The 26,149-nt window shown below is 72.2% G+C and carries 25 protein-coding genes and 1 riboswitch; of the genes, 10 read left to right on the top strand and 15 right to left on the bottom strand.

The genetic code is table 11. The annotated features are described in order from the left end of the window. Nucleotides 1-53: 53 nt before the first annotated feature. Nucleotides 54-260: a zinc ribbon domain-containing protein gene (locus ACIBG7_RS25475; protein WP_357933554.1), complete on the top strand. Its 207-nt coding sequence runs from the start codon at nucleotides 54-56 to the stop codon at nucleotides 258-260. 15 nt (nucleotides 261-275) lie between these two features. On the opposite strand, the gene ACIBG7_RS25470 is transcribed toward ACIBG7_RS25475, so the two are convergent. The 4 genes from ACIBG7_RS25470 to ACIBG7_RS25455 form a co-directional block, all read right to left on the bottom strand. Beyond that, nucleotides 276-1,346: a hypothetical protein gene (locus tag ACIBG7_RS25470; protein ID WP_397337792.1), complete on the bottom strand. Its 1,071-nt coding sequence runs from the start codon at nucleotides 1,344-1,346 to the stop codon at nucleotides 276-278. A gap of 75 nt (nucleotides 1,347-1,421) precedes the next feature. After that, entirely contained in the window at nucleotides 1,422-1,907 is a 486-nt protein-coding gene (locus tag ACIBG7_RS25465; protein ID WP_397337791.1) for a helix-turn-helix transcriptional regulator, read from the bottom strand. 81 nt (nucleotides 1,908-1,988) lie between these two features. Beyond that, complete coding sequence (gene ilvD, locus ACIBG7_RS25460) at nucleotides 1,989-3,830, bottom strand: dihydroxy-acid dehydratase (protein WP_357933562.1); 1,842 nt, start codon at nucleotides 3,828-3,830, stop codon at nucleotides 1,989-1,991. Nucleotides 3,831-3,920: 90 nt separating this feature from the next. Next, entirely contained in the window at nucleotides 3,921-4,739 is an 819-nt protein-coding gene (locus ACIBG7_RS25455) for a nuclease-related domain-containing protein (RefSeq protein ID WP_357933565.1), read from the bottom strand. Between the two features lie 144 nt (nucleotides 4,740-4,883). On the opposite strand from ACIBG7_RS25455, the gene ACIBG7_RS25450 reads away from it, so the two are divergent. From ACIBG7_RS25450 to ACIBG7_RS25440, 3 genes are read left to right on the top strand one after another with little or no spacing between them, the layout of a single operon-like run. Beyond that, nucleotides 4,884-6,296 carry an amidase gene (locus tag ACIBG7_RS25450; protein WP_397337790.1) on the top strand — a complete coding sequence of 471 codons (1,413 nt, stop codon included), beginning with the start codon at nucleotides 4,884-4,886 and terminating at the stop codon, nucleotides 6,294-6,296. A gap of 46 nt (nucleotides 6,297-6,342) precedes the next feature. Continuing rightward, nucleotides 6,343-6,633 carry a hypothetical protein gene (locus ACIBG7_RS25445; protein ID WP_357933570.1) on the top strand — a complete coding sequence of 97 codons (291 nt, stop codon included), beginning with the start codon at nucleotides 6,343-6,345 and terminating at the stop codon, nucleotides 6,631-6,633. A gap of 48 nt (nucleotides 6,634-6,681) precedes the next feature. Further along, complete coding sequence (locus tag ACIBG7_RS25440; protein WP_397337789.1) at nucleotides 6,682-7,044, top strand: DUF5130 family protein; 363 nt, start codon at nucleotides 6,682-6,684, stop codon at nucleotides 7,042-7,044. 72 nt (nucleotides 7,045-7,116) lie between these two features. On the opposite strand, the gene ACIBG7_RS25435 is transcribed toward ACIBG7_RS25440, so the two are convergent. From ACIBG7_RS25435 to pepN, 3 genes are all read right to left on the bottom strand, one after another. After that, the gene (locus ACIBG7_RS25435) at nucleotides 7,117-8,061 is read right to left on the bottom strand and encodes a hypothetical protein (protein ID WP_357933575.1); all 945 of its coding nucleotides are present in this window, start codon (nucleotides 8,059-8,061) and stop codon (nucleotides 7,117-7,119) included. Between the two features lie 33 nt (nucleotides 8,062-8,094). Next, a complete protein-coding gene (locus tag ACIBG7_RS25430; protein WP_357933578.1) occupies nucleotides 8,095-9,339 on the bottom strand; it encodes a serine/threonine-protein kinase in 1,245 nt (414 codons plus the stop codon). Between the two features lie 68 nt (nucleotides 9,340-9,407). Beyond that, nucleotides 9,408-11,912, bottom strand: coding sequence for an aminopeptidase N (gene pepN, locus ACIBG7_RS25425; protein ID WP_397337788.1), 2,505 nt, complete (start codon nucleotides 11,910-11,912; stop codon nucleotides 9,408-9,410). A 60-nt stretch (nucleotides 11,913-11,972) separates the two neighbouring features. On the opposite strand from pepN, the gene ACIBG7_RS25420 reads away from it, so the two are divergent. Continuing rightward, nucleotides 11,973-12,593, top strand: a complete 621-nt coding sequence (locus ACIBG7_RS25420) for a DsbA family protein (protein WP_357933583.1) — start codon at nucleotides 11,973-11,975, stop codon at nucleotides 12,591-12,593. A 93-nt stretch (nucleotides 12,594-12,686) separates the two neighbouring features. Continuing rightward, on the top strand, nucleotides 12,687-14,090 hold the full coding sequence (locus ACIBG7_RS25415; RefSeq protein ID WP_357933586.1) for an aldehyde dehydrogenase family protein: 1,404 nt from the start codon (nucleotides 12,687-12,689) through the stop codon (nucleotides 14,088-14,090). Between the two features lie 15 nt (nucleotides 14,091-14,105). Here ACIBG7_RS25415 and def read toward each other — a convergent pair whose 3' ends face one another. Then, a complete protein-coding gene (gene def / locus ACIBG7_RS25410) occupies nucleotides 14,106-14,591 on the bottom strand; it encodes a peptide deformylase (protein ID WP_357933589.1) in 486 nt (161 codons plus the stop codon). Nucleotides 14,592-14,658: 67 nt separating this feature from the next. Here def and ACIBG7_RS25405 point away from each other — a divergent pair, with 67 nt between their 5' ends. Beyond that, complete coding sequence (locus tag ACIBG7_RS25405; RefSeq protein WP_357933592.1) at nucleotides 14,659-15,132, top strand: ribose-5-phosphate isomerase; 474 nt, start codon at nucleotides 14,659-14,661, stop codon at nucleotides 15,130-15,132. A 4-nt stretch (nucleotides 15,133-15,136) separates the two neighbouring features. Here the strand turns inward: ACIBG7_RS25405 and ACIBG7_RS25400 are convergent, their stop codons facing one another. Beyond that, entirely contained in the window at nucleotides 15,137-15,292 is a 156-nt protein-coding gene (locus ACIBG7_RS25400) for a hypothetical protein (RefSeq protein ID WP_357933595.1), read from the bottom strand. Between the two features lie 7 nt (nucleotides 15,293-15,299). Beyond that, nucleotides 15,300-16,526, bottom strand: coding sequence for a GNAT family N-acetyltransferase (locus ACIBG7_RS25395; protein ID WP_397337787.1), 1,227 nt, complete (start codon nucleotides 16,524-16,526; stop codon nucleotides 15,300-15,302). Between the two features lie 117 nt (nucleotides 16,527-16,643). On the opposite strand from ACIBG7_RS25395, the gene ACIBG7_RS25390 reads away from it, so the two are divergent. Next, the gene (locus ACIBG7_RS25390; RefSeq protein WP_357933601.1) at nucleotides 16,644-17,759 is read left to right on the top strand and encodes a PP2C family protein-serine/threonine phosphatase; all 1,116 of its coding nucleotides are present in this window, start codon (nucleotides 16,644-16,646) and stop codon (nucleotides 17,757-17,759) included. Nucleotides 17,760-17,880: 121 nt separating this feature from the next. Beyond that, nucleotides 17,881-20,301, top strand: a complete 2,421-nt coding sequence (lanKC, locus tag ACIBG7_RS25385) for a class III lanthionine synthetase LanKC (protein ID WP_397337786.1) — start codon at nucleotides 17,881-17,883, stop codon at nucleotides 20,299-20,301. 199 nt (nucleotides 20,302-20,500) lie between these two features. Here lanKC and ACIBG7_RS25380 read toward each other — a convergent pair whose 3' ends face one another. Then, nucleotides 20,501-21,118 carry a response regulator transcription factor gene (locus tag ACIBG7_RS25380; RefSeq protein WP_397337785.1) on the bottom strand — a complete coding sequence of 206 codons (618 nt, stop codon included), beginning with the start codon at nucleotides 21,116-21,118 and terminating at the stop codon, nucleotides 20,501-20,503. Nucleotides 21,119-21,239: 121 nt separating this feature from the next. Here ACIBG7_RS25380 and ACIBG7_RS25375 point away from each other — a divergent pair, with 121 nt between their 5' ends. Next, the gene (locus ACIBG7_RS25375; RefSeq protein ID WP_357933609.1) at nucleotides 21,240-22,553 is read left to right on the top strand and encodes a site-2 protease family protein; all 1,314 of its coding nucleotides are present in this window, start codon (nucleotides 21,240-21,242) and stop codon (nucleotides 22,551-22,553) included. 2 nt (nucleotides 22,554-22,555) lie between these two features. Here ACIBG7_RS25375 and ACIBG7_RS25370 read toward each other — a convergent pair whose 3' ends face one another. The 4 genes from ACIBG7_RS25370 to ACIBG7_RS25355 form a co-directional block, all read right to left on the bottom strand. Beyond that, nucleotides 22,556-23,050, bottom strand: a complete 495-nt coding sequence (locus tag ACIBG7_RS25370; RefSeq protein WP_357933612.1) for a DinB family protein — start codon at nucleotides 23,048-23,050, stop codon at nucleotides 22,556-22,558. Nucleotides 23,051-23,150: 100 nt separating this feature from the next. Next, a complete protein-coding gene (locus ACIBG7_RS25365) occupies nucleotides 23,151-24,095 on the bottom strand; it encodes a hypothetical protein (protein WP_357933614.1) in 945 nt (314 codons plus the stop codon). 3 nt (nucleotides 24,096-24,098) lie between these two features. Next, nucleotides 24,099-24,235: riboswitch (cyclic di-AMP (ydaO/yuaA leader) on the bottom strand. Nucleotides 24,236-24,302: 67 nt separating this feature from the next. Further along, nucleotides 24,303-25,364, bottom strand: coding sequence for a galactose-1-phosphate uridylyltransferase (gene galT / locus ACIBG7_RS25360; protein ID WP_357933617.1), 1,062 nt, complete (start codon nucleotides 25,362-25,364; stop codon nucleotides 24,303-24,305). After that, nucleotides 25,361-26,140 (bottom strand): DeoR/GlpR family DNA-binding transcription regulator, encoded by a 780-nt coding sequence (locus tag ACIBG7_RS25355; protein WP_397337784.1) that lies wholly within the window; start codon nucleotides 26,138-26,140, stop codon nucleotides 25,361-25,363. The genes galT and ACIBG7_RS25355 overlap by 4 nt, the downstream gene beginning before the upstream one ends. Nucleotides 26,141-26,149 lie beyond the last annotated feature (9 nt).

Here is a 26,149-nt window from a genome sequence, read left to right as displayed (position 1 = left end):
GGTGCGTGCCTTCCCCGTTCCACCGAGGCGCTCCGGCCTCCTAAGCTGGGCGCATGCCGCGTTACGACTTCCGGTGCCGCGCCTGCGGCTCCACCTTCGAACTGTCCCGGCCGATGTCGGCCTCCGGCGACCCCGCCACCTGCCCCGAGGGCCACGAGGACACCGTCCGCCTCCTGTCCACGGTCGCCGTCACCGGCGGCACCTCCGCCCCCGCGGGCGGAGGTGGAGGCGGCTGCTGCGGCGGCGGGTGCTGCGGCTGAGCGGGACGCGGGGGATCAGGCCGAGGACTCGTAGGCGAAGGCCTCGGCCACCAGCCTGGCCACCTGCCCGACGGTGGTGACGCCGCTGCCCATCGACGGGTGGTGATCCGACAACACCGCGATGAGCAGCTCGTGCCCGCGCATGGTGACGCGGCCCAGGGTGTTCACCGTCCATAGTCCGCCGTGCACCTGGGCGGGCAGCCAGCCGTTCTTCACCTCGGCCCCCTTGGCCAGCCGCCCGACGCCCCACGCCTGGTCGGGCACGACCGTGGCCATCAGCCGCCCGGCGAACCGCCGGTGCCGGGCGTGCACCGGCCCGGTGTGGTCGGTGAGCCGGTCGAGCACCTCGACCTGGTCGGCCGGGAAGCTCCGCGTCGACCCCCAGAACGGCCCGGCGCCCGGCCACGTGTCGTCCACGCCGAGCCCGCGCAGGACGCGGGTCAGGCCGGACCGGCCGCCGATCCTCCGGTAGAGGGTGGCCGCGCTGGCGTTGTCGCTGTGCCGGATCATGCTCGCCGCCAGGGACCGCTCCGAGCCGGTCAGCTCCCGGTGCTCGCGCTGCACGGACAGGAGCAGGGCCAGCAGGATGTCCACCTTGGCCACGCTGGCCAGCATGAACGGCTCCCGGTCGGCCCGCGCCTGGCCGCCCTCGCGGAAGGCGTAGCGCTCGCCCGTGCTCCGGTCGTACACCGCCACCGAGGCCCGCCCCGGCCGCCGGGCCAGGAACCGCCCCACCTCACGATCGAGCCGCCCCCGCCACCCCCCGGCCGCAGGCACCCCGGCCGCACGGACCTCGGCCGCACGCACCGCAGGGGTCCCACTGGTGGTGGCGAACCCCGGCGGGCCGGGCAGCCCGATCCGCCAGACGCCACCGCCCGCCCCGACGGCGGAGGAAGACCGGTTCCACCCAGCCGCTTCCCGGCTCGGCGCGGCGGCGGAGAAGGCAGAGGAGAAGGTGGCGGAGAAGGTGGCGGCACCTCCCGCCGCCGCGAGAGCAGCGGGCCGCACGGGAACAGGCGTAGTGGCCTGCGCGCAGCCGGCCAGCAGGGCGGGCACGACGGCCAGCCAGACACCCCGAGAACGCATGGCCGCGAGCCTGCCAGCCCCCATGCCAACGGCAGGGGGCCCAGCACGTCAAGCAGTTCCCAGGATTGTCCGGGGTCAGGCGGCGTTGCGCCGCTGGAAGGGCAGGAACCGCTCGGCCAGGTGCGGCCGGGCGGGGGTGAGTGTGGGCTCGACGGCGATGACCCGGTCGAAGCGGAAGGCCCGGATGGCGCGGCGCATCCGGCACACTCCCACGAGATACCAGAACTCCCGGTGCACCAGGCAGGTGACCGGCTCGACGTCGCGGACGGTGATGGCGCCGCTGGCGTCGCGATAGTGGAGCCGCACGACGAGCCGGCTGGTGATCGCGTCGGCGATCACCCGGGCGCGCGAGGCGACATCGGTCGGCAGCGGCTCGACCAGGGTGGCGAGGGTGGTCGCGATGACCTCGTCGCCGAGGTCGAGGTGCTCGAAGGCGTGACGCAGGCCGCGCCGGGCGGTGATGGCCTGCGGCCCGGCTCCCAGGTGCGCGAGGGAGAGGGCGAGGGCGGAGATCTCGGCGGTCGTGAGCGTACGGGTGGAGGGCTTCACGAGTGTCCTCATACCCAAAGAATAGACGTCGCCACCGACATTTTTCGAAAGCGTGTACGGCAAGCCTGCCGTACACGCCCGAAAAACCAGCGATCAGCGCGCGAGTTGCGACAGGTCGCGCGAAGCTCCGGTGGAGGCCGACGTGGTCATCGCCGCATACGCCTGGAGCGCCGCGGTGATCGGCCGCTGCCGGTCGAGCGGCCGGTAGCCGCCGCCGGGCCGGGCCAGCAGCCGCTCGCGCCGGGCGGCCAGTTCGGCCTCGGGCACGCGCAGCTCCATCGACCGGCCGGGGATGTCGATGTCGATGGTGTCGCCGTCCTCGACCAGCGCGATCGTGCCGCCCTCGGCCGCCTCGGGCGAGGCGTGGCCGATGGACAGGCCCGAGGTGCCGCCGGAGAAGCGCCCGTCGGTGATCAGCGCGCAGGCCTTGCCGAGCCCCTTGCCCTTGAGGAAGGAGGTCGGGTAGAGCATCTCCTGCATGCCGGGGCCGCCCTTCGGGCCCTCGTAGCGGATGACCACCACGTCACCCTCCTTGACCCGCCCGCCGAGGATGCCGTCGACCGCGTCCTCCTGCGACTCGAACACCACGGCCGGGCCGGAGAAGCGCCAGATGGCCTCGTCGACCCCGGCCGTCTTGACCACCGCGCCGTCGCGGGCGAGGTTGCCGTAGAGCACCGCGAGCCCGCCGTCCTTGGTGTAGGCGTGCTCCAGGTCGCGCACGCAGCCGCCGGCGCGGTCGAGGTCGAGGTCGTCCCAGCGGTTGGACTGCGAGTACGGCTTGACCGTGCGGACGTTGCCCGGCGCGGCGTGCCACAGCTCGATCGCCTCGGGCAACACGGTCGGCGACATCGGGTCCCACGCGCCGATCATCTCGCCGAGGGTGCCCCCGGCCACGGTGCCGGCGTCGCGGTGCAGCAGCCCGGCGCGGTCGAGCTCGCCCAGGATGGCCGGGATGCCGCCCGCGCGGTGCACGTCCTCGACGTGGTACTTGTCGGTCGCCGGGGCGACCTTGCACAGGCACGGCACCCGCAGCGAGATCTCGTTGATCTCCTTGAGCCCGAAGTCGACGCCACCCTCACGGGCGGCGGCCAGGATGTGCAGGATCGTGTTCGTCGAGCCGCCCATGGCCACGTCGAGCGCCATCGCGTTCTCGAAGGCGTCCTTGGTGGCGATCTCCAGCGGCAGCACCGAGGAGTCGTCCTCCTCGTAGAAGCGCCGGGTGATCTCCACGATCCGCCGCCCGGCGCGCTGGTACAGCTCCTTGCGCGCGCTGTGCGTGGCCAGGATGGTGCCGTTGCCGGGCAGCCCCAGGCCGATCGCCTCGACCAGGCAGTTCATCGAGTTGGCGGTGAACATGCCCGAGCACGACCCGCAGGTCGGGCAGGCGTTCTCCTCCAGCTCCAGGAGCTCGGCGTCGGAGACGTTGGCGTCGGCCGCGGCGATCATCGGGTCGATCAGGTCGAGCTTCTTGCCCGGGGTCTTGCCGGCCTCCATCGGGCCGCCGGAGACGAAGACGGTCGGGATGTTGAGCCGCATCGCGGCCAGCAGCATGCCCGGCGTGATCTTGTCGCAGTTGGAGACGCAGATGAGCGCGTCGGCGCAGTGCGCGTTGACCATGTACTCGACCGAGTCGGCGATCAGCTCGCGGCTCGGCAGGGAGTAGAGCATGCCGCCGTGGCCCATCGCGATGCCGTCGTCGACCGCGATGGTGTTGAACTCCCGCGGGATGGCGCCGGCCTCGCGCACCGCGTCGGCCACCACCTTGCCGACCTCGGCGAGATGCACGTGGCCCGGGACGAACTGCGTGTAGCTGTTGGCCACCGCGATGATCGGTTTGCCTAGGTCGCTCCCGGCTACGCCGGTCGCCCGGAGGAGGGCCCGGGCGCCGGCCATGTTCCTGCCGTGAGTGACCGTACGAGACCTGAGGGCGGGCATGAGCTGTCTCCCATCGCTGACGAGTCCTCACATGGTACGGCTATCGCCCGACCAGTGAGACGCGAGTCCGGGATGGGAGACGATCAGGGCTCAGGCGTCGCCGTACCTCGGCGGAAGCACCTGCGCGGCGATCTCGTAGAGGCGGTCGATCTCCTCCTGCGTGAGCGCCTTGTCCCGCTTGGAGATCCACTTGCGGGCCCGGCCGCCCTCGTAGACGTCGACGCCGCGGATGTTCATGATCTTCCACGGCACCGGCGGCCCGTAGATGGCCAGGGAGGGCACCACCGCGATCTGCTTGCCGTACAGCTCGGAGATGTGCTTGCTCGCCTCGGCCGCCTCCATGTGGGCCTCTTTGAGCCGGTCCTTCTTGTCGAAGGGGCCGTGGAAGAGCTTCTTGCCCATCTGCACGCGGATCGGCAGGCGCTTGTCCCACTTCTCCGAGTCCACCGCGTACACCCCGGTGGGCCCGATGACCAGGTGGTCGATCTGGGCCTCGGTGCCCGGGATGGCCCGGGCGTGCAGGGTGCGGTAGCCGCTGCGCTCCAGCTTGCGGAGCTGCGCCTCGGTGCGCCGTTCTGCGACGGACGAGCGTCGCCAGGCGGGGACGGAGGAGGAGTTTCGCGCGCGGTAGACGGTGTCGGCGATGGCGGCCAGCACGCCCGCGGTGACGCCCGCCTGCCAGGAGCCGGCCAGGAAGCCGACGGCCACGCCCACGGCGACGGCCAGGAGCAGCCGGTTGCGCAGGCGTTTGAAGCGGGGCTGGCGCAGAAGCGCCTGGACGTTGGCGCGCTCCACCGGGGCAAAGGCGGGCTCCGGCTCCTCCGGCTCGGGCCTCGGCGCTTCGGGCCGGTCGCTCACCCAGATCGGTGACGCAGTGTGACCATCGTCTCGCTGCTTGGCGGAATCCACGTAACTCACCGTAGCTCTTGGTCTCCGCGACTGCCTAGTCATGACCCGTCCATAGTTTTATGGCCCAGGTCAATGGATACGTTGCCGGATTTCCGGGTATCTACCCTTTTCCTCTCTAGACAAGTCGGGCTACTGTCCGGTGACGTGGCGCACCTCCATGATCTCACCGCGATCGAGCAGGCGGAAGCCGTGCGACGGCGGGAAATCTCACCAGTTGAGATCGTCCGGCACTACCTGGAGCGCATCGAGCGGCTTGATCCGCAGGTGGGCGCCTATGTCACGGTCACCGCCGAACGAGCGCTCGACGAGGCCCGCGCCCTGGAGCGCGGCGAGCCCGACGGCCCCCTCTACGGCGTGCCCATCCCGGTCAAGGACCTCAACCTGGTCAAGGACGTGCCGATCCGCTTCGGCTCGGCCACCTACGAGGACTTCGTCGCGCCCGTCGACGACACCGTCGTCGAACGGCTGCGCGAGGCCGGCACGGTCATGCTCGGCAAGACCGCCACCCCCGAGTTCGGCCTGCCCTGCTACACCGAGACCTACGTCTCCCCGCCGAGCCGCAGCGCCTGGGACCTGACCCGCTCGGCCGGCGGCTCCAGCGGGGGAGCGGCGGCCGCGGTCGCCGCCGGACTCGCCCCCGCCGCGCACGGCAGCGACGGCGCCGGCTCCATCCGCATCCCCGCCTCCGTCTGCGGCCTGTTCGGCATCAAGCCCACCCGCGGCCGGATCAGCTTCGCACCGATCGTCCCCGACCTCGCCGGCATGTCCACCAACGGGCCGCTCGCCCGCACCGTCGCCGACGCCGCCGCGCTGCTCGACGTCATGACGCAAAACACCCCCGGCGACCTCTACCTCGCCCCGCCGGTCGAGGGCGGCTTCCTGGAGGCCGCGCGGCGCGAACCCGGCCGGCTGCGCATCGCCCGCTACGCCACCCCGGTCGTGCCCGAGGCCGAGGTCGAGCCCGACGTCCTGGCCGCCTACGAGGAGGCCGCCAAGACCCTCGCCGGGCTCGGGCACGAGATCGTCGACATCGCGCCGCCGTTCACCGCCGACGTCGTGCCGCAGTTCGTGACCCTCTGGTACACCTTCGCGTGCATGCACCCGGTCGCGCTCGACAAGCACGACCGGCTCCGGCCGCTCACCGCCTTCCTGCGCGAGCGCGGCCACGCCGTACGCGCCCCCGACTTCCTCCAGGCGCAGGCGGCGCTCCAGCTCGCCACCCGGTTCGCCCTGCACGTCACCAACGCCTACGACGCCGTCCTCACCCCCACCGTCACCCAGACGCCGCGCCCGGTCGGCTGGTTCGAGGAGGGCGGCGACCCGCAGGAGACCTTCGAGCGGATGAAGCGCTTCGCCGCCTTCCCGGCCATCTACAACGTCACCGGCCAGCCCGCGGTCAACCTGCCGCTGCACTGGACCCCGGCCGGGCTGCCGGTCGGCGTCATGCTGGCCGGCCGCGTCGGTGAGGAGGCCACGCTCATCTCGCTGTCGGCCCAGGTGGAGGCCGCCCGCGGCGGCTTCTGGGGAACCCGCCGCCCGGAGATCTGGAGCGCCTGACCCCTGGGGTCTGGTACGGCAGGCCGCGCGGGATTACCGTCGAAGTGTGGACAGCGCCATCGAGATCCTCGGCTTTCTCATCGGCACCTCCCTCGGCCTGTTCCTGCTGATCAGCCTGGTCGTGCTGATCCCGGGCCGGTCCCGGGGACGGAAGGTCGCCTCCGGCGTGGTCTGGCTGGGCGGCCCGGGCGGCAGCGAGCACGGGGTGAGCACCTCGGGGCTGGTCCTGGCCGACCGCACCGCGCACTGGGCGACGATCTCGCAGACCGACTGGGCGCAGGCCGCCGAGACGGCCGAACCGGGCCGGCACGCCGGCGGCGCGTCAGCGGGCTGGTGAGCGGCCCATGACCGGGACACCGGACGGCCGGAGGGGGAGGCAGCACGCATGCGCACTCTGACCATGGCCCAGGCCGACGACCTGCGCCACGCCACCCAGGCCGCCGAGCGCCGCAGCCGGCTGCGCTTCGGCGTCTACCTGGGCCCGCCGGTGGGCGGGCGGCGGCACTTCGCCGAGAAGCTGCACGCCGCGCTCGGCGCCGAGGCCGGTGACGCGGTCGTGGTCTTCGTGGACGTGCGGGGGCGGGCCCTGGAGATCGTCACCGGGGAGGCGGCCCGCCGCCGGCTGCCGGACGGCTCCTGCCGCCTGGTGGCCATGTCGATGGCCACCGCCTTCAGCGTCGGCGACCTGGTGGGCGGCCTGCTCTACGGCGTCAGCGCCCTCGCCGACCACGCCGAAACCCGCCACTGACCCCACCGCCAGACCCCGCTTCCGACCTCTGCCCCTGCCACCTGGGGACCTCAACCGTGCGGCGGGGACGGCTCATTCGACGAGCAGCTTCTCCACATGCCCGCTGACATCGCGCAGCAGCGTAGAAGGCACGATCGGCGCGTCGGCGATCGCCGACACCAGCGACGGCAACCCCGGCAACGGATACCCGTCCTCCGTCAGCGCCGCCGCCCCCACCGGGTTCTTGTCCAGCGCGCTCCGGCTACGGTCCCACGCCTCCAGGACCTCCTCCGGCGACGGCACCCCGAACCCGTGCCCCACCGGCGCGGCATGGCGGAGCCGTACCAGCGGGGTGTCCGCGAAGGCCAGCGCACTCCGCGCCCGCACGGACAGGGACTCACGCGCCTGGGACGGCACCCAGTCCAGCACCGTGCACGGCCGACGGCAGGTGGCCACGCAGACGCCGAGGGCACCGGCGACCTGGCTGTGCTGGCGGTCGAAGTAGGCCCGCCAGCCCTCGGCCGGCTCGTGCGCGACCCGGAGCGTGCGGTTGGTCGCCGACTGCTCGGCCTTGGTGTGGTCGCACTCGCGGTCGCCGATCACCCCGAAGCGGCTGCCGGGCGCGCTCAGCCCCTCCGGCCAGCGCGCCGGGTCGCCCGCGTGCCCCAGCACCGGCTCGTAGGCCAGCAGCGGCAGGTATTCGCTGGCGATGTGCACCGCGGCGATCAACGGCGACAGCTCGCGCCGCTCCCACCGGATCGCGATCACCTCCAGCAGCAGCGCGTAGACCGGCCGGAGCGATTCGAGCGCGCCCCTGGGCTGCTCGCGCGGAGTCTGCGGCATGCTGCACGCCCGGGCCCGCCGCCTCAGGTCGGCCGGGACGGCCCGCGCCTCGGCGGCGAAGTCCTCGGCGTCCAGGGAGAGCAGCCGCTGCCCGAACTCGCAGACGTCGGCGATCTCCGTGGTGGGGCCGAGCGCCCCCAGGTCGGCGAAGGCGTAGCGCCGGGCCAGAGCCACCAGCAGATCCCGAGTCGTCATCACCCGGAACACTCTAGAAGACGGCGCCGACATCTAGCCCGACGCGCCGGGTGCGGGCGTCTCCACCGGCAGGCTCTGATGGCTCGGCTCGGGGCTCGACGTGGGCTCCGGGGTCGGCTCGGGCGTGGGTTCCGGCGTCGGCTCGGGGGTCGGCTCCGGGGTGGGCTCGGCGCTGGTCGGCGGCGGGGTCGGCGTCGCCGGGTCGGTCGGCAGCCAGGTGGGCGGCGCGCTCGGCCCGCCGGTGGCGCCCGGCGTCTGGGTGGGCTTGCGCCCGTTCGGGCTGACGCGCTGCTTGGCCGGCTGCAGCGGCTGCAGGCTGGCCGGCGGCTGCTCCTGCCCGCTGGGCACGACCTCGGTGGGCTGGCCGGGCAGCCGCGTCGCCGACAGCGGCGGCCACAGGTGCAGCGAGCCGGCGATCCCGGCGGAGGCCAGCAGCGCGGCGGCGATGGTCGCCGCGACCGTGAACACCGGCCGGCGCTGCCGCAGCGGCAGCACGGCGTCGGGCTCGAGGGCCCGGCGGGCCGCCTCGGCCATCGCCGCCGCGCTCGGCCAGCGCTTGGCCGGGTCCTTGGCCATCGCCCGCGCCACCACGTGCCGGGGCCCGGGCGGCACGCCGGCCGGCAGCTCGGGCACGGGCGCGTTGAGATGCTTGAAGATGATCTGGACCGGGGTGTCCCCCTCGTACGGCAGGCGCCCGGTCAGGCACTCGAAGGCCACCACGCCCAGCGCGTACACGTCCACCGCGGGCGTGATCGTGCTGGCCGTCGCCTGCTCCGGCGCGCAGTACCCCGCCGAGCACAACATCTGCCCGGTCGCGGTGAGCTGCCCGGCCGTGGCCGAGTGAGCGATGCCGAAGTCGGTCAGCACCACCCGGCCGTCCGGCCTGATCATGAGGTTGCCCGGCTTGACGTCCCGGTGCACGATGCCCTGCTCGTGCGCCGCGTGCAGCGCGTCGGCCACCTCGGCCACCAGCCGCATGGCCGCCTCGGGCCCGAGGGCCGTGCGCTCCAGGAGCTGGTCGAGGGACTCGCCCTCGACCAGCTCCATCACGAGGAAGCTGACCCGGTCCGTGCCGTAGTCGTAGACGTCCACCACGCCCGGATGGTTGAGCGTGGCCATCGCCCTGGCCTCGTTGAGGAAGCGCTGGGTGGAGGCGGGATTGTGGGTCAGCACCTTCACCGCGACCGTGCGGCCGAGCAGGGTGTCGTCGGCACGCCAGACCTCGCCCATCCCGCCACCGCCGATGCGGCTGGTCAGAAGGTAGCGTCCACTGAGCAAGGTCCGGTCCCCGAGCACTCGAAGAGGCTAACACCGCATTCCGTGCTCGGGTGCCTACTCCACGTGACTCAGCCCGCGTCGGTGGCCCGGTTGCGGAGCGCGCGGCGCACGCCGTCGGCTCCTTCCAGGATCATCCGGCGCAGCGCCTGGGGCACGTCGCCGTCCGCCAGGAACGCCTCGGCCGCCGTCAGGGTCTCCTCCTCGATCAGCAGCGCCGGGAAGCAGCCGTTGGCGAAACGGGAGGCCGAGTCGAACGTCCAGTCGCGGTAGACGCGGCCCACCTCGGCGAAGTACTTGGCCCGGTAGGGCTCCAGCAGCTCGACGTGGTGCGGCTCCTGGAAGCCGCCGATGGTCGCGCGCAGCGTGGTGCCCGCCGACTCCGACTCCAGGATGGTCTCCCACGCCGCGGCCTTGGCCTCGGCGCTCGGGATCGCGGCCCGGCAGATGGTCGCCGAGCGCTCTCCGGAGGCCGTGGCGTCGCGCTTGAGCTCGGCGGCGATGTCCGCCTCGCCCAGCCGCTCGCCGACGACCAGCGCCCTGGTCAGCGTCCAGCGCAGGTCGGCGTCGACCGCGAGCCCCGCCGGTACGGCGGAGCCGTCCAGGATGGCGGCCAGCAGGTCGAGGTCGGCCTCGGAGGTCGCCACCTGCGCGAAGGCGTTGAGATAGGCGAGCTGGTGGTCGGAGCCGGGCTCGGCGCCGGCCAGCAGCTCACGCAGCGCGTCGGCCTGCAGCGCCAGGCCCTCGGCCGCCCACGCCGGGTCGGCGAACTGCTGGGTGGCCATCCGCGCCTGGTTGAGCAGCGCCTGCACGATGGTGATGTCCTTGACCGCGCCCACCCCGGCGGTGACCAGGCGGACGTAGTCGCGGGCGCGCATCTCGCCGTCGCGGGTCATGTCCCAGGCCGCCGACCAGCACAACGCCGCGGGCAGCGAGGAGTCGAAGCGGCTGATGCCGCCCTCGACCAGCGTGCGCAGCGAGCGCTCGTCCAGGCGGATCTTGGCGTAGGTGAGGTCGTCATCGTTGAGCAGCACCAGGTCGGGCTGCTCGACGCCGACCAGTTGCGGCACCGGCGTGCGCGGGCCGACCACGTCGAGCTCGACGCGCTTGACCCGCTCGCCGCCGCTGTAGAGGCCGATGGCGATGCGGTGCGAGCGCAGTGTCGGGTAGTCGGCCGGGGCCTCCTGCAGCACGGCGAACTCGGTGAAGCGGCCCTCGGCGTCGACGCTGAAGGACGGGCGCAGCGTGTTGACCCACGAGGTCTCCAGCCACTCCTTCGACCATGAGGACAGGTCGCGGCCGGAGGTGCGCTCCAGCGCCGACAGCAGGTCCTGCAACGTGGTGTTGCCCCAGGCGTGCTCGGCGAAGTAGTCGCGCACCCCGGCCAGGAAGTTGTCCAGCCCGACGTAGGCGACGAGCTGCTTGAGGACCGAGGCGCCCTTGGCGTAGGTGATGCCGTCGAAGTTGACCTCGACCGCCTGCATGTCGACGATGTCGGCGGCGATCGGGTGGGTGGAGGGCAGCTGGTCCTGGCGGTAGGCCCAGGTCTTCTCCACGTTCGCGAACGTCGTCCAGGCGCCCTGGCCCCAGCGGGTGGCCTCGGCCTGGCACAGCACCGAGGCGTAGGTGGCGAATGACTCGTTCAGCCACAGGTCGTCCCACCAGCGCATGGTGACCAGGTCGCCGAACCACATGTGCGCCATCTCGTGCAGGATCGTCTCCGCGCGCCGCTCGACGATCGCGTCGGTGACGCGGGAGCGGAAGACGTAGTCCTCCAGGAAGGTCACGCAGCCGGCGTTCTCCATCGCGCCGGCGTTGAACTCCGGCACGAACAACTGGTCGTACTTGGCGAACGGGTAGCGCACGCCGAAGACCCGGTGGAAGAAGTCGAAGCCCTGCCGCGTCACCTCGAACAGGTTGTCGGCGTCGAGGTGCTCGGCCAGCGAGGCGCGGCAGTACAGGCCCAGCGGGATGCCGTCGTGCTCGGAACGCACCTCGTGGTACGGGCCGGCGCACAGCGCGGTGATGTAGGTCGAGATGCGCGGCGTCGGCTCGAAGCGCCACGTGGTGCCCTCGCGCACGGCGGGCGAGTTGGAGATGCACAGCCACTCTTCGGGCGCGTGCACGGTCAGCTCGAAGACGGCCTTCAGGTCGGGCTGGTCGAAGCAGGCGTACATGCGGTGGGCGTCGGCGGTCTCGAACTGGCTGTGCAGGTAGACCTTCTTGTCCACCGGGTCGACGAAGCGGTGCAGGCCCTCGCCGGTGCGCATGTAGGCGCACTCGCCCTCGATCAGCAGCTCGTTGCCGGCGGCGATCGACGGCAGCGGCAACCGGCCGGCGGCCGCGTCGTAGGTGCTCACGTCGAGCTCGACGCCGTTGAGCACGGCGCGGCGCACGGTGGCGCCGTGCAGGTCGATGAAGGTGGAGGCGCCCGGCTCCAGGCCGGTGAAGCGGACCGTGGTCACGCTGTCGAAGCGGTCCTCGCCCACCCTCAGATCGAGCTCCACCGCGTAGGACTCGACCGCCAGCAGCCGGGCGCGCTCACGCGCCTCCGCCCGGGTCAGGTTGCCTGCCAAGATCCGCTCCTGTTGTCGTTCATGGAATATCGCTGTTCACATCAAAGGTTATGGCCAGACATGACTGTCAAGACTCCCGTGGATCTGTGGTTCGATCCTTTCTGTCCCTACGCCTGGATCACGTCACGATGGCTCATCGAAGTCGAGAAGGTCCGCCCGATCGAGATCCGGTGGAACATCATGAGCCTCAACGTCCTGAACGAGGACAAGGAAGTGCCCCAGGAGTACCGCGACATGATCGCCCTGGCGATCGAGCCGGTCCGCGTGGCCGCCGCGGCCGAGGAGCAGGCCGGTCAGGCCGGGCTCGCCGCCTTCTACACCGAGTTCGGCACCCGCTGGCACAACCAGCGCCGCAACGCCGATCGCGCCGGGCTGCCCGCGGTGCTGGAGGAGGCGCTGGAGGCCGCCGGGCTCGACCCCGCCCTGGCCGGTGCGGCCAAGGAGGAGCGCCACGACGAGAAGATCCGCAAGTCGCACTTCGACGGCATCGAGCGCGTCGGCCAGGAGGTCGGCACCCCGGTGATCGCCGTGGACGGCACCGCCTTCTTCGGCCCGGTCATCACGCGCATCATCCGCGGCGAGGACGCCGGCCGGCTGTGGGACGGCGTGCTGACGGTCTCCTCCTTCGAGCACTTCTACGAGCTGAAGCGGTCGCGGACCACTGAGCCCGACTTCTCCTGATCTCCGCCCTCGTGCGAGGGCTTGCCGTACCCTGCTGGCAGGGCGATGTGCGAGCCCTCGCAATGTCACGCCCGGCACGCAAGGATGGGGGCCATGCGTCAGCTCTATATCGACGGGGCGTGGATCGCCTCGGTCTCCGGTGAAGGTATAGACGTCGTCAACCCGGCGACCGAGGAGATCATCGACCGGGTGCCGGCGGGCGCCCCGCAGGACGTGGACGCGGCCGTGCGCGCCGCCCGCGCCGCCTTCCCCGCCTGGTCCGGTACGGCTCCCGCCGCGCGCGGCAAGATCCTGGCCACCGCCGCCGACCTCCTGCGCGAGCGCGCACCCGAGCTGGCCAAGCTGATCGCCACCGACATGGGCGCGCCCTACGCCTTCGCGCTGAAGGTCCAGGCCCAGCTCCCCGCCACCGTGCTGGCCGGCTACGCCGAGCTCGCCGAGACGCACCCGCGCGAACGGCGCGTGGGCACCTCCCTGGTGGTCAAGGAGCCGGTCGGCGTCGTCGCCGCCATCACCCCCTGGAACTACCCGCTGCACCAGATCGTCTGCAAGCTCGCCCCGGCCCTGGCCGCGGGCTGCACGGTCGTGCTCAAGCCCAGCGAGGTGGCCCCGCTGGCCGCCTACGCGCTGGCCGGCATCCTGCACGAGGCCGGCCTGCCGGCGGGCGTGTTCAACCTGGTCAGCGGGCGCGGCCCGGTCGTGGGCGAGGCGCTCGCCGCCCATCCGGGCGTCGACCTGGTCTCCTTCACCGGCTCCAGCGCCGCCGGGCGGCGGGTGGCCGCGCTGGCCGCCGAGACGGTCAAGCGCGTCACGCTGGAGCTGGGCGGCAAGTCGGCGAGCCTCATCCTGCCCGACGCCGACCTGGCCACCGCGGTCAAGGTGAGCGTGGCCGGCGCCTTCGTCAACTCCGGCCAGACCTGCTCGGCGCTGTCGCGCATGCTGGTGCACCGCGACGTCTACGACCAGGCCGTGCGCCTGGCCGCCGAGGCGGCCGCCAAGTACACCGTGGGCGACCCCTTCGCCGAAGGGGTACGGCTGGGCCCCCTGGTCTCGGCGCAGCAGCGCGACCGCGTGGTCCGCTACATCAACCGCGGCCAGGAGGAGGGCGCCCGGCTGATCACCGGCGGCACCGACAGCCCCTTCGAGCGCGGCTTCTACGTCGAGCCCACCGTCTTCGCCGGCGTCGAGCCGGGCATGACGATCGAGCAGGAGGAGATCTTCGGCCCGGTGCTGTCGATCGTCCCCTACATGAACGAGGACCAGGCCGTCGCCATCGCGGACGGCACGCCGTACGGGCTGGCCGGCGCCGTCTGGGCGGGCAGCGAGGAGCGGGCCGTCGCGGTGGCGCGGCGGCTGCGCACCGGGCAGGTCGCGATCAACGGCGGCTCGTTCAACCCGCAGGCGCCCTTCGGCGGCTACAAGCAGTCGGGCATCGGGCGCGAACTGGGCGTGGAAGGCCTGGAGGAGTTCTTCGAGACCAAGTCGCTGCAGTTCTGAGCCGGTGGCCGTCGCCTAGGCCCGGAGCATGATCTTCCGGGCTTCGGGCTTGGGCAGGTGGTCGAGGTAGAGCGTGCCGTCGAGGTGGTCGTTCTCGTGCTGGAAGCAGCGGGCCAGCAGGCCGCGGGCCCGGATCCGCAGCGGCCGCCCCAGCCGGTCGAACCCGGTGATCGTCACACCGGACGCGCGCGGCGTCGAGGCGTAGATCGGCTTGCCGCTGTCGCGGCCCGGCACCGACAGGCAGCCCTCGTGGTCGAGGACCTCCTCGGCGTCGTCGACGGTCAGCGCCGGGTTGATCAGGTGGCCCTTGCGCCCGCTGCAGTCGTAGACGAACAGCCGGCGCGACACGCCGATCTGCGGCCCGGCCAGCCCGACGCCGTCGGCGGCGTACATGACCTCGAACATCTCGTCGATCAGCCGGCGCAGCTCGCGGTCGAAGTCGACCACGGGCTCGGCGGGGGTGCGCAGGACCGGGTCGCCGATCGTGCGGATGTCGCGCATGTTCGCTCCTGTAAGGGCCTGATTGGGCTGGCACCACTTACTCTAGCCATTGTGAAAGACTGGCCGCGTGCGCGTGTACATCGGTGCCGATCATGCGGCCTATGAGCTCAAGAACCACCTCGTCTCCTGGCTGAAGGAGCACGGTCACGAGGTGACCGACTGCGGTCCCTTCGTCTACGACGCCGAGGACGACTACCCGGCCTTCGTGCTGCGGGCCGCCGAGGGCGTCTCGGGCGACCCCGGCAGCCTCGGCGTGGTGCTGGGCGGTTCCGGCAACGGCGAGCAGATCGCCGCCAACAAGGTGCGCGGCATCCGCGCCGCCCTGGCCTGGAACGACGACACCGCCAAGCTCGCCCGCGAGCACAACAACGCCAACGTCATCAGCGTCGGCGCGCGCCAGCACACCGAGGAGGAGGCCACCCGCTTCGTGGAGCTCTTCCTCGCCACCCCGTTCTCCGGCGCCGAGCGGCACAGCCGCCGCATCGCGCAGCTCGCGAGCTACGAGACCATCGGCCAGCTCCCGGCGCTACCGGAGCACTAGAGCCTCACTCCTGGGCCGGGCGGCCCTTGCGCGCGGGCTTGGGAGCCTCGTCGCGCAGGGGCCTGCGGTCGGCCGCGTCCTGCTGTTCGTCGCTGGGCCTGGAGACGTCCCGGGCCCGCATCGCGATCACCGCGGTGATCTGCAGACTCTGCAGTGCCATATCCCGATTAGAACACGTTGCCCGCCCACGGCTTCGGGTTCCAGCTCATCGCCGCGGCCAGCGCCCGTACGGCTCCCGCCGTACGCTCGCGCACCAGACCCGCGTCGAGCTGCGCCGACAGCGCGCCCGCGCCCAGGTAGGCGCCGCCCAGCGAGGCCACCGGCAGGGCGAGGTCGGCCTCCTCCTCGGTCGGCTTGACCTCGGCGCCCGAGGCGTCGGCGGTCAGCCGCCAGCGGCGCGCGTTCCACGGGCAGACGTCGTCGCCCACCTCGACCACCACGTCCACCGGCGCGGCGTAGGCGCGCGAGGACAGCGCCCGCTGCACGTCGACCACGCGCACCCACAGCTCGTCGCCCCAGCGGGCGTGGAGCTGGCGCGGGTCGGCCAGGAGCTGGGTGATCGGGTCGTCGATCGGCCGGCCCCAGGCCACGACCTTGGTGACCAGGTCGCGGTCGAGCACGCCGCGCCACAGCAGCGCGTGGGCGGCCGGGTCGAGCGCGTACAGCTCGTTCAGCCGCAGCTCGCCGTCGGCCAGGCCGTCGTTCCAGGTGGGGTTGACGCGGAACAGCGCGTACCCGCGCACGCCGCGCTCGTCCTCCGCGATCAGACAGCGGAGCTGGCCGGCGCCGTGCCGGTCGAACTCCTCGTCGGCCAGCACGCCGACCCAGAAGTTCTCCGACCGCTCGTACTGGCCGGGCCGGCTGGTGACCTGGGCGTCGTAGACCTGCTTGAGGTCCGCGCGCCGCTCGGCCGGCTTGGCCACGGTCAGCCGCAGCGCCGGGTCCTGCGGGGCGCTGCGCACGAAGGCCGACCTGTGGGTGTCGATGCGGAAGGTGAGGTCGTCGGCGGCCCTGCCGTACCCGAAGCGGCCGTAGATGACCGACTCGGAGGCGTAGAGGGCGGCGATCGGCTCGCCCCGCTCGTAGACGTCGTTGAGCTGGCGGTGCATCAGGGAGGTCAGCACGCCGCGGCGGCGGTGCGAGGGCAGCACGCTCACGGCGGTGACGCCCGCGGTGGGCAACTGCCCGCCCGGCACGGTCATGGTGAAGGAGTGGATGCCGGTGACGCCCGCGACGACCGGCCCGTCGAAGGCCGCCAGCGTGCGGTCGAACTCCGTGCCCGCCTTCCAGCGGGCGAGCTGCTCGGGGGTGCCGCTCCAGCCGAAGCCCTCGGACAGGACGTCGGAGAAGGCCGGCCACTCGGCCTCGGTGATCGGGCGAATCGGGTACGTCATCCATCCACCGTATGAGGGCCAAACGCGGACGGCCACCCAATAACGCTGCTTAACGATCAAGGCGTTGGTCAAGTGGGCTGCCCAAAGCAGCAGTCGCCCGATACAGTCGAGCGCATCATGAGTTCCCGTCCGGCGCCGCTGATCCCGCCACGGCTCCGCGCGTTCCTCGTGCGGGTGCCGCTGCTGGTGCCGATCGTGCGCTTCCTGCGGCGGGGACCGCTGGCCCGCGACCGCAACCTGCTGATCACGCTCAGCCTGGTCGCGCTGCTCATCGGCGTGCTGGCCGCCCGGGTCGACATCGAGCTCTTCTCCCCGGCGCTGCTCATCCCGATCGTCCTCATCGGCGGCCTGCAACTGCGGCTGCGCAGCCTCGCCAAGCTGCTCGGCGCGGTCGTCGTGGCGCTGGGCTACGTCACCGTCATGCGCGGCTGGCACGGCGTCGGCGTCGGCCTGCTGGCCACCATCGGCTTCACCACGGTCCTGGCCGCTCTCATGGCCCGGGTGCGCGGCAAGCTCGGCGTGCAGGGCCTGCGCGGCGACGCGATGCTCCTGGAGCTGCGCGACCGGCTCAAGCGGCAGAGCGAGCTGCCCGCGCTGCCCAAGGCCTGGGGCGGCAAGGTCGTGCTCAAGCAGGCCGGCGGCTCCTCCTTCGGCGGCGACTTCGTCGTCTCCATGCGTGACGGCGACAAGGTGGAGATCGCCCTGGTCGACGTCTCCGGCAAGGGCGTCGACGCCGGCACCCGCGCGCTGCTGCTGTCGGGCACCTTCGGCGGCCTGCTCGGCTCGGTCACCGACTTCCTGCCCGCCTGCAACACCTACCTGCACCGGCAGAAGGGCGACGAGGGCTTCGTCACCGCCGTGCACGTCCGGCTCGACCTGGCCACAGGTGAGTACACCATCACCTCGGCGGGACACCCGCCCGTGGTCAAGTTCGACTCCGGCACCGGCAACTGGCAGATCGCCTCCGCCAAGGGCGTCGTCCTGGGCGTCGTGCCCGACCTGCACTGCGAGCCCGACAGCGGGGTCCTGCGCAAGGGCGACGCGCTGCTGCTCTACACCGACGGGCTGATCGAGCAGCCCGGCCGCGACATCGACGCCGGGCTCGACAAGCTGCTGGGCGAGGCCGAGCGGCTGCTGCCCTCCGGCTTCCGCGACGGCGCCCGGCCGCTGGTCAACGCGATGTCGTCCGGCCACAACGACGACTGCGCGCTCGTCCTCATCTGGCGCCCCTGACAAACCTCACGGGTCACCCCGTGTATCTGGGCATGCGCGGAACGTGCATCAGGTCACTGGCCCGTGCCGCCCGCCGCCTGCGATTCTCGTGGGGACAACAGGCCGGAAGGGGGTGAGTTCGGTGGATGGCCGACATGCGATGTACTGCCTGGCGGACCCGCTCTTCTACGACACCCCCGCCGGCGACTTCGACCTGGCGGTACGGCAGGCGCCCCCGTCCTGGAGCCGGCGCGAGCAGGACGACTGGATCGTCTACCGCCCGCCCGCCCCCACGCTGCCCGACCAGGGCTGGAAGATCCACGTCTCCGCGGGCCTCGACAACGCCGAGGCCGTCCTGGAGAAGGTCTGGGCCTACTGCGTGGCCAACGAGGTGCCCTTCAAGGTGGTGCGTGCCCGGCACCTGCTGCACCTGCGCAACGCCGAGCACGCCGAGCGCGGCTCCAGCGGCAAGCTGGCCGCCCTCTATCCGGCCGACGAGGCGCAGCTCGAACGCATCTGCACCGAACTGGCCGCCGAGCTCGACGGCGAGCACGGGCCGTCCATCCTGAGCGACCTGCGCATCGGCGACGGGCCGCTGTACGTCCGCTACGGCGCCATCGCCGAGCGCTACTGCACCGGACCGGACGGCCGCGTCGAGCGGGCCGTGGCCCGGCCGGACGGCACGCTGGTGCCCGACTCGCGCAGCCCGGTCTTCGCGCCGCCGCCCTGGGTGCACCTGCCGCACTTCCTCGAACCGCATCTGGCCGCCCGGCGCAACGCCACCTTCGACGGCGTGCCGTACACGGTGGAGGCGGTGGTGCGCTTCACCAACGGCGGCGGCATCTACCACGGCGTCGACCGCAGGACCGGCCGGCAGGTCGTGCTCAAGGAGGCCAGGCCGCACGCCGGCCTCGACGCGGAGGGCCGCGACGCGCTGGCCCGGCTCGACCGGGAGCGGGCGGCCCTGGAGCGGCTGGCGGGGCTGGCGTCGGTGCCGGCGCTGCTGGGCGAGTTCACCGTCGCCGACCACCGGTTCATGGTCACCGAGCACGTGCCGGCCCGGCCGCTGGACGAGGTGGTGATCGAGCGGCACCCGCTGCTCGGCCGCGCCGACAGCGCCGAGGCCCGGGCCGCCTACGCGAGCTGGGCGATGGACCTGTGCGTCAAGGTCGAGGCGGCCGTCGCCGACGTGCACCGGCGCGGCCTGGCCTTCGGCGCCGAGCCGCACGCGGGACACGTCCGGGTGCGCCCCGACGGCGAGGTCATGCTGACCGGGTTCGAGGGCGCGGGCGAGCTCGACGCCGGGCTGGAGCAGGATCGGTACGCGCTGGCCTGCCTGCGGCTGGCGCTGTTCCTGCCGCTCACCGAGCTCTTCGCGCTCGACCGGCTCAAGGCGGTCGAGCTGGCCGAGGTGATCCGCGCCGGTTTCCCGGTGCCCGGCGGCTTCCTCGACGACGCGGTGCGGACCATCACCGGCGACCGCACGGTCCGGCACCTGGCCGCCTGGCACTCCGCGACGCTGCCCGACCCCGAACGCTGGCCGCGGCTGCGCCGCTCGCTGGCCAAGGCCATCCTCGACTCGGCCACGCCCGAGCGTGACGACCGGCTCTTCCCCGGCGGCATCGAGCAGTTCACCACCGGCGGGCTCAACGTGGCGCACGGCGCGGCCGGCGTGCTGCACGCGCTCGCCGTCACCGGCGCGGGCCGCTTCCCCGAGTACGAGCGGTGGCTGGCCGAGCGGGCCGTCCGCCCCGGCCAGCGGCTCGGCTTCTACGACGGCCTGCACGGCATCGCGCACGTGCTGGCCGGCTTCGGCGACCACGCCCGCGCGCTCGACCTGGTGGCGACGGCCTGCCGCGAACGCTGGGAGGACCTCGGCCTGGGCCTGCACTCGGGCCTGTCCGGGATCGGGCTCAACCTGCTGCACCTGGCCGAGGTCACCGGCGTGGCCGACCTGCACACCCGCGCCCTCAAGGTGGTGGACGTGGTCGCCTCCCGGCTGGAGCGGGAGAACTTCCCCGGCCCCGGCCTGCTGCACGGCGCCACCGGACCGGCGTTGCTGCTGCTCCGGGCCGGCGAGTACGACCTGGCCGAACGCGCGCTCCGGCTCGACCTGGCCCGTTGCCGCGGCCTCGCCACCCCGCCCGGTCTCGGCTGCGGCGCCGCCGGGACGGCGTGGGTGCTGGAGGAGTTCCTGACCCACCGGCCCGGCGTCGAGCTCGAAGCCGCCCGGACCGTCCTCGACCGGGCCGCCCGGCCGGCCTTCTCCCTGCTGCCCGGCCTGTTCAACGGCCGGGCCGGCACGCTCGCCTACCTGGCCCGGCGGCCGGACGACCCCGGCGTGGAGGAGCAGCTCCAGGGCCTCGGCTGGCACGCGGTGCGCTACCGCGCCGACCTGGCCTTCCCCGGCGAAGGGCTGACCCGGCTGTCCATGGACCTGGCGACCGGCAGCGCCGGGGTCCTCCTGGCCGTCGGCGCCGCCCTGCACGACGAGCGCGTCAGCCTCCCGCTGATGCTCTCGCCACCGTCACCCCAGACTCATGGGGACACCGCGATCCACTGAGGTGTCCCCAGCAGAATCCGGGTCCCGGGAGAGCGGCGCGGTTCTCCCGGGGCTCGGTCCCACCGTCGCTGGTGGAGGTCATGGCCATCGTGGGGGAGGTCGTGGTCGCCGCCAGTGCCGAAGAGGTCCTCGGCGCCGGCCCGGCCCCCCGTGCCACCCCGGCGCCGAGGACCCCCGAACGGGTTCGCCCGTGGCGGGCTCAGAGCCAGCCGGAGTCGCTGGCGATCCGGACCGCGTCGAGCCGGTTGCGGGCCCCGGTCTTGCACATGATGCGCGACAGGTGGTTCCTGACCGTGCCGACCGACAGGAACAGCGCGTCGGCGATCTCGATCGATCGCGCGCCCCGGGCGGCGATGCGCAACACGTCGAGCTCGCGTCTGGTCAACGGGTTGTCGGCGGACTCCAGCGCGGCGATGGCCAGGTCGGGCTCGACCGCCCGCCGCCCGGCCACCACCTGGCGGATGCCCTCGGCGAGCCGCTCGGGGGCGACGTCGAGGCTGAGGAAGCCCGCGGCGCGGGCCGCGAACGCTCGCCGTACCAGACCGGGGTTGGGGTGGGCGGCCAGGATGAGCGCCCGGCACCAGGGCGCCTTCTCGTACAGCCGCTCGACGGCGGCCAGGCCGTCGACGCCGGGCAGATCCAGATCGATCACGGCCGCGTCGGGGTGGAGGGCCAGCGCGGTCGGCACCACGTCCTCGCCGGTGCCGACGTCGGCCACGACCTGCAGGTCCAGTTCCGCTTCGAGCGAGGCGACCAGGCCCCGCCGCACCAGCGGAAGGTGCTCGGCGACCAGGATCCGGATCAACGTGCTCCCCACATGTCCCAGGGTGATCGTGCGACTGCGCACTGTCAACGAAGTCTGTCGAGTCGGCAAAGGGTGCGCAAGCGGTTCAGTCATGGCGACTTCGACTAGTCTGAGGGCCAACGGGAGGGTGTGCATGGACTTGTTGATCTTCCTGGCGGGGATTGTCATCGTCCTCGTCGGGCTCATGGTGTCGATCGGGCTGCACGAGATCGGGCACCTGCTCCCCGCCAAGCTCTTCGGCGTGAAGGTCACCCAGTACATGGTCGGCTTCGGGCCGACGCTGTGGTCGAAGCGGCGTGGCGAGACGGAGTACGGGATCAAGTGGCTGCCGTTCGGCGGCTACATCCGCATGATCGGCATGCTCCCGCCCCGCCCGGGCGACGACCCCGCCAAGCTCCGGCGCAGCTCCACCGGGCCGTTCCAGGCCCTCGTCGAGCAGGCCCGCGACCTGGCCCAGGAGGAGGTGCGGCCGGGCGACGAGGACCGCGTGTTCTACCGCAAGAAGTGGTGGCAGAAGGTCGTCATCATGTCCGGCGGCCCGCTGACCAACATCGTGCTGGCCTTCATCCTCTTCGGCGTGATCTTCATGGGCTTCGGCGTCGCCACCGCCAAGCCGGTGGTGGCCGAGATGCCGCAGTGCGTCATCCCGACCGCCGAGCTCACGAAGAACCCCAACCGCCAGTGCACCCCGGCCGACGCCAAGACCCCCGCGATCCTGGCCGGCCTGCAGCCCGGCGACAGGATCGTCGCCTTCAACGGCCGCCCGATCAGCGCCTGGGAGGAGATCCAGGGCAACATCAGGAGCGCCGGAGCCGCCCAGGTCACCCTCGGCATCGAGCGGGCCGGGCAGCGCCAGGACCTCAAGGTCAACCTGATCGCCCAGGAGATGCCCAAGCTCGACGACGCCAAGAAGACCGAGGTCGTCGGCTACCTGGGCGTCAAGCCGCAGGCGGTCGTCGAGCGGCAGAGCATCGGCTACACCGTCAGCGAGATGGGCGGCATGATCGCCCGCGTCGGCGAGTCGCTGGTCAACCTGCCCAACCGCATGGTCGGCGTCTGGCACGCGGCCTTCTCCGGCGAGGAGCGCGACCCCAACGGGCCGATCGGCGTGGTCGGCATCGGCCGCATCGGCGGCGAGATCGCCACCCTCGACACCCCGATCGAGAACAAGCTGCTCTTCTACGTCAACCTGATCGCCATGTTCAACCTGGCGGTCGGCATGTTCAACCTGATCCCGCTGCTCCCGCTGGACGGCGGCCACATCGCGGGCGGCCTGTGGGAGGGGCTCAAGCGCGGCTTCGCGAGGATCACGCGCCGGCCCGAGCCCGCCCACGTCGACGTGGCCAAGGTCCTGCCGCTGACCTACGCCCTGGCGTTCCTGATGATGTTCATGGCCGGTCTGCTGGTCTACGCCGACCTGGTCAACCCGGTCCGCCTGGCGGGCTGAGGCTACTCGCCGGTGGCCCCGTCGATCCGCTCGCGCAGCAGGTCGGCGTGGCCGTTGTGGCGGGCGTACTCCTCGATCATGTGCACCACGATCCAGCGCACGGTGAACCGGTCGCCGTCGTGGGCGACCACGTCGTCGAGGGCGCGCTCGGCGAGGATCTTCCTGGACCGGGCGATCTCCTCCTGCCAGGCGGCGAAGGCCGCCTCGTAGGTGTCGGAGGCGGCCTCGTGGAAGGCGGCGTCCCGGTCGTCCTCGCGCCAGTGCCGGGCCCGGGCGTCCTCGCCGGCGATCACCCGCCGGAACCAGCCGCGCTCCACGTCGGCCAGGTGCCGCAGCAGGCCCAGGAGGGACATGGAGGAGGGCTCGACGGCGGGGGTGGCGAGTTGCTCGTCGGTCAGGCCGGAGCACTTCCAGGCCAGGGTCTCGCGCTGGTAGTCGAGGAAACCGGTCAGGGTCTCGGCTTCGGGGGCGACATGGGGAGGCTCAGTACGTTGCATAGTCCCCCATTTGTACCGGTTTGCAGGGGGGAATGCTGTACCGGTTTGCAGGGGGCGATGCGCCCGGGCCTCCGCGCCAGATGCCCGGGCGCACCACGTCTCAGAGCATCGAGATGTGCACGTGGTCGTAGTGGTTGGCGGTGATGCTGCCACGGTCGGACATGGCCCGCCAGCCCGAACCCTGGTTGATCCGCTGCTTCCAGATCACGTACTTGACGCCCAGCTTGTCCATGTTCTTGATCGCCCACGCGGCGACCTGGTCGCCGAGCGCGTTGCCGGCGTTGGAGGGCATGGCGCCGCCGCTGCTCATCATGAAGTCGCAGGCCCGGCCGAGCGGGTGCTCGCCGCTGTCGTCCACGCGGTAGCAGCCGACGGTGTACTGCAGGTTGAAGTTCTTCTGGATCTCCGCCCGCATCAGCCGCGTGCGCGGGGTGATGTTGTCCGACCCGCTGGGCAGCTCGGGCGCGAAGGAGCCGTCGGAGCGGCGGCCCGTGCCGTACGGGACGAGCTCCACGAGCTTCTTCTTGATGTCGGAGATGAGCTTCTCCGCCTCGTCGCGCTGGGCGGCGAGCTCGGTGCTCTCCTTCTTGATCGTGACCGCCAGCGTCGAGGCCTGGTCGGCGGCGAGCTTCTTGGCGTCCCGCGTGGCCTGCACGCCCTGGATGGCCGCCTGCTGCTGGTCGGTCACCGCGTCGAAGACGGCGGCGCCGACGGCGTCGGTCGGCATGAAGGGCGGCAGCGAGCCGTTGTTCTGGTACTGGATCTCGGCGAGCTGGGTGATGAGCTTCTCGGCCTCGGCGAGCTGCGCCTCGGCCTGGGCCAGCCGGGCCTTGGCCGCCTTCTCCGCACTCTGGGCCTTGCCCAGCGAGACGCGCTTGGCGTTGTAGGCCTCGATGAGCTTGTCGGCCTTCTTGTTCAGCTTCACCAGCTCGGCGCGGAGCTCCGGCTCGGTGGGCTTGGGCGCGGCGACGGCGGGGAACGTGCCGAAGGTGAGTGCGACCGCGGTGAGAATCCCCGCGGTGACCATCGCGGACTTGGCCGCCACGAACCTTCCTCTCCTTCTGCCGGCCGGGTTAGCTGACGGGTTCGGGCAGGAGATGCCCTACCACCGAAGTGGATTCACCCCAGGGTGCGATGGGTCCCCGGCTCCCGGGCGACGCGCCCGGGATTAGGCGTGCGACGGCTGTGACAGCCGTTGCGAGAGGGATACTAACGGTAAAACCAAGGTAACGCGACTCCAAGCCGAGATCGCTTAGTGATCTACCTGTGATCGAAGCAGTCGGGCCGCCTCCTCCGGCGGTACGTCGTTGACGAACGCGCCCATCCCCGACTCCGATCCGGCCAGGTACTTCAGCTTGCCGGGCGCCCGCCGGACCGAGAACAGCTCCAGGTGCAGGTAGGCCAGTTCGCGGCCCTGCCGTACCGGCGCCTGGTGCCAGCCCGCGATGTACGGCATGCGCAACCCGAACAGCCCGTCGAAGGCCCGCAGCACCGAGGTGTAGAGCGGCGCGAACGCCGCCCGCTCCTCGGCCGTGAGCGCCGGCAGGTCCGGCACCTGGCGATGCGGGTACAGGTGCACCTCGAACGGCCACCGCGCCGCGGCCGGCACGAAGGCGGTCCACAACTCGTTGGCGGCGACCACCCGGGGCCCGGCCTGCTCGGCGGCCAGCACGTCGGCGAAGAGCGTGGGCCGCTTGGCCGCGGCGGCCAGGTGCAGCCGGGTGCGCGGCGTGACGTACGGGTAGCCGTAGATCTGCCCGTGCGGGTGGGGGAGGGTGATGCCGATCTCCTCGCCGCGGTTCTCGAAGCAGAAGACCTGCTCGACGCCCTCGATCGTGGACAGCTCGGCGGTGCGGTCGGCCCAGGCCTCCATGACCAGCTCGACCTGCTCGTCGCTGAGCTGGGAGAAGCTGGAGTCGTGCTCGGAGGTGAAGCAGACCACCTCGCAGCGGCCCACGCCGGGTCGCACCTCGCTCAGGCCGCCGACCTGGGGGTAGTCGCCGAGGTTGGTGGAGAAGGAGGGGAAGCGGTTCTCGAAGACCACCACGTCGTACTCGCTCGCCGGGATCTCGGAGGCGCGTGCCGCGGTCGACGGGCACAGCGGGCACTCGTCGGCGGGCGGCAGGAAGGTGCGGCTCTGGCGGTGGCCGGCGATGGCCACCCACTCCTCGGTGAGCGGGTCGTAGCGCAGCTCGGAGGCGAGCGGGCGGGGATCGAGGCGGCGGCGGTCGATCGCGGACCGGTCGGCGTCGTCGCGCCGGTCGTAGTAGATCAGCTCCCTGCCGTCGGCCAGGTGAGTGATGGTGCGCTTCACGACGCTTCCTCCGCGATGATCAGTTCTCCGGCGCGCTCGGCCAGGTCCCGGCGCGCCTCGGCGTCCAGGCGCGCGTCGCTGATGACGACGTCGGCCTGGGACAGTTCGGCGATGGTGCTGATGCCCACCGTCTGCCACTTGGTGTGGTCGGCGGGGACGACCAGGCGCCCGGCGCACTGCACCAGCGCGCGGTTGGTCTCCGCCTCCAGCAGGTTGGGGGTGGTGAATCCGGCGCGCACGCTCATGCCGTGCACGCCCAGGAAGAGGGTGTCGACGTGCAGCGTGCGCAGCGCGGCGACGGCGACCGGGCCGACCAGGGCGTCGGAGGGGGTCCGGACGCCGCCGGTGAGCACGACCGTGCGGTCGTCGCGCTGGTTGCGGTGGAAGACCTCGGCCACCTGGATCGAGTTGGTGATCACCGTGAGGTCCGGGACCTCGATCAGGTGGTGGGCCAGCGCCCAGTTGGTGGTGCCGGCCGAGAGCGCGACGGCGGTGCCGGGCCGGACGAGACGGGCCGCGGCGCGCGCGATCGCCTCCTTCTCCGGCTGCTGGCGCGTGGTCTTGGCGGCGAAGCCGGGCTCCTCGGTGGAGCCGGGACCGCCGATGGTCGCGCCGCCGTGCACCTTCTCCAGCAGGCCGCGCTCGGCCAGGACCTCCAGGTCGCGCCGGACGGTCATGTCGGAGACGCCCAGGTCGCGCACGAGCTCGGCCACCCGGACCGCGCCGTGGCGCCGGACCCGCTCCAGAATCGTCTGCTGCCGCTGCTGTGCGAGCACGACGCCTCC

It is taken from the genome of Nonomuraea sp. NPDC050328, assembly GCF_044459405.1.
In the GTDB taxonomy this organism is placed as follows: domain Bacteria; phylum Actinomycetota; class Actinomycetes; order Streptosporangiales; family Streptosporangiaceae; genus Nonomuraea.
Note: the sequence above shows the minus strand (reverse complement) of the source record. Positions and strands in the feature narration are given on the sequence as shown.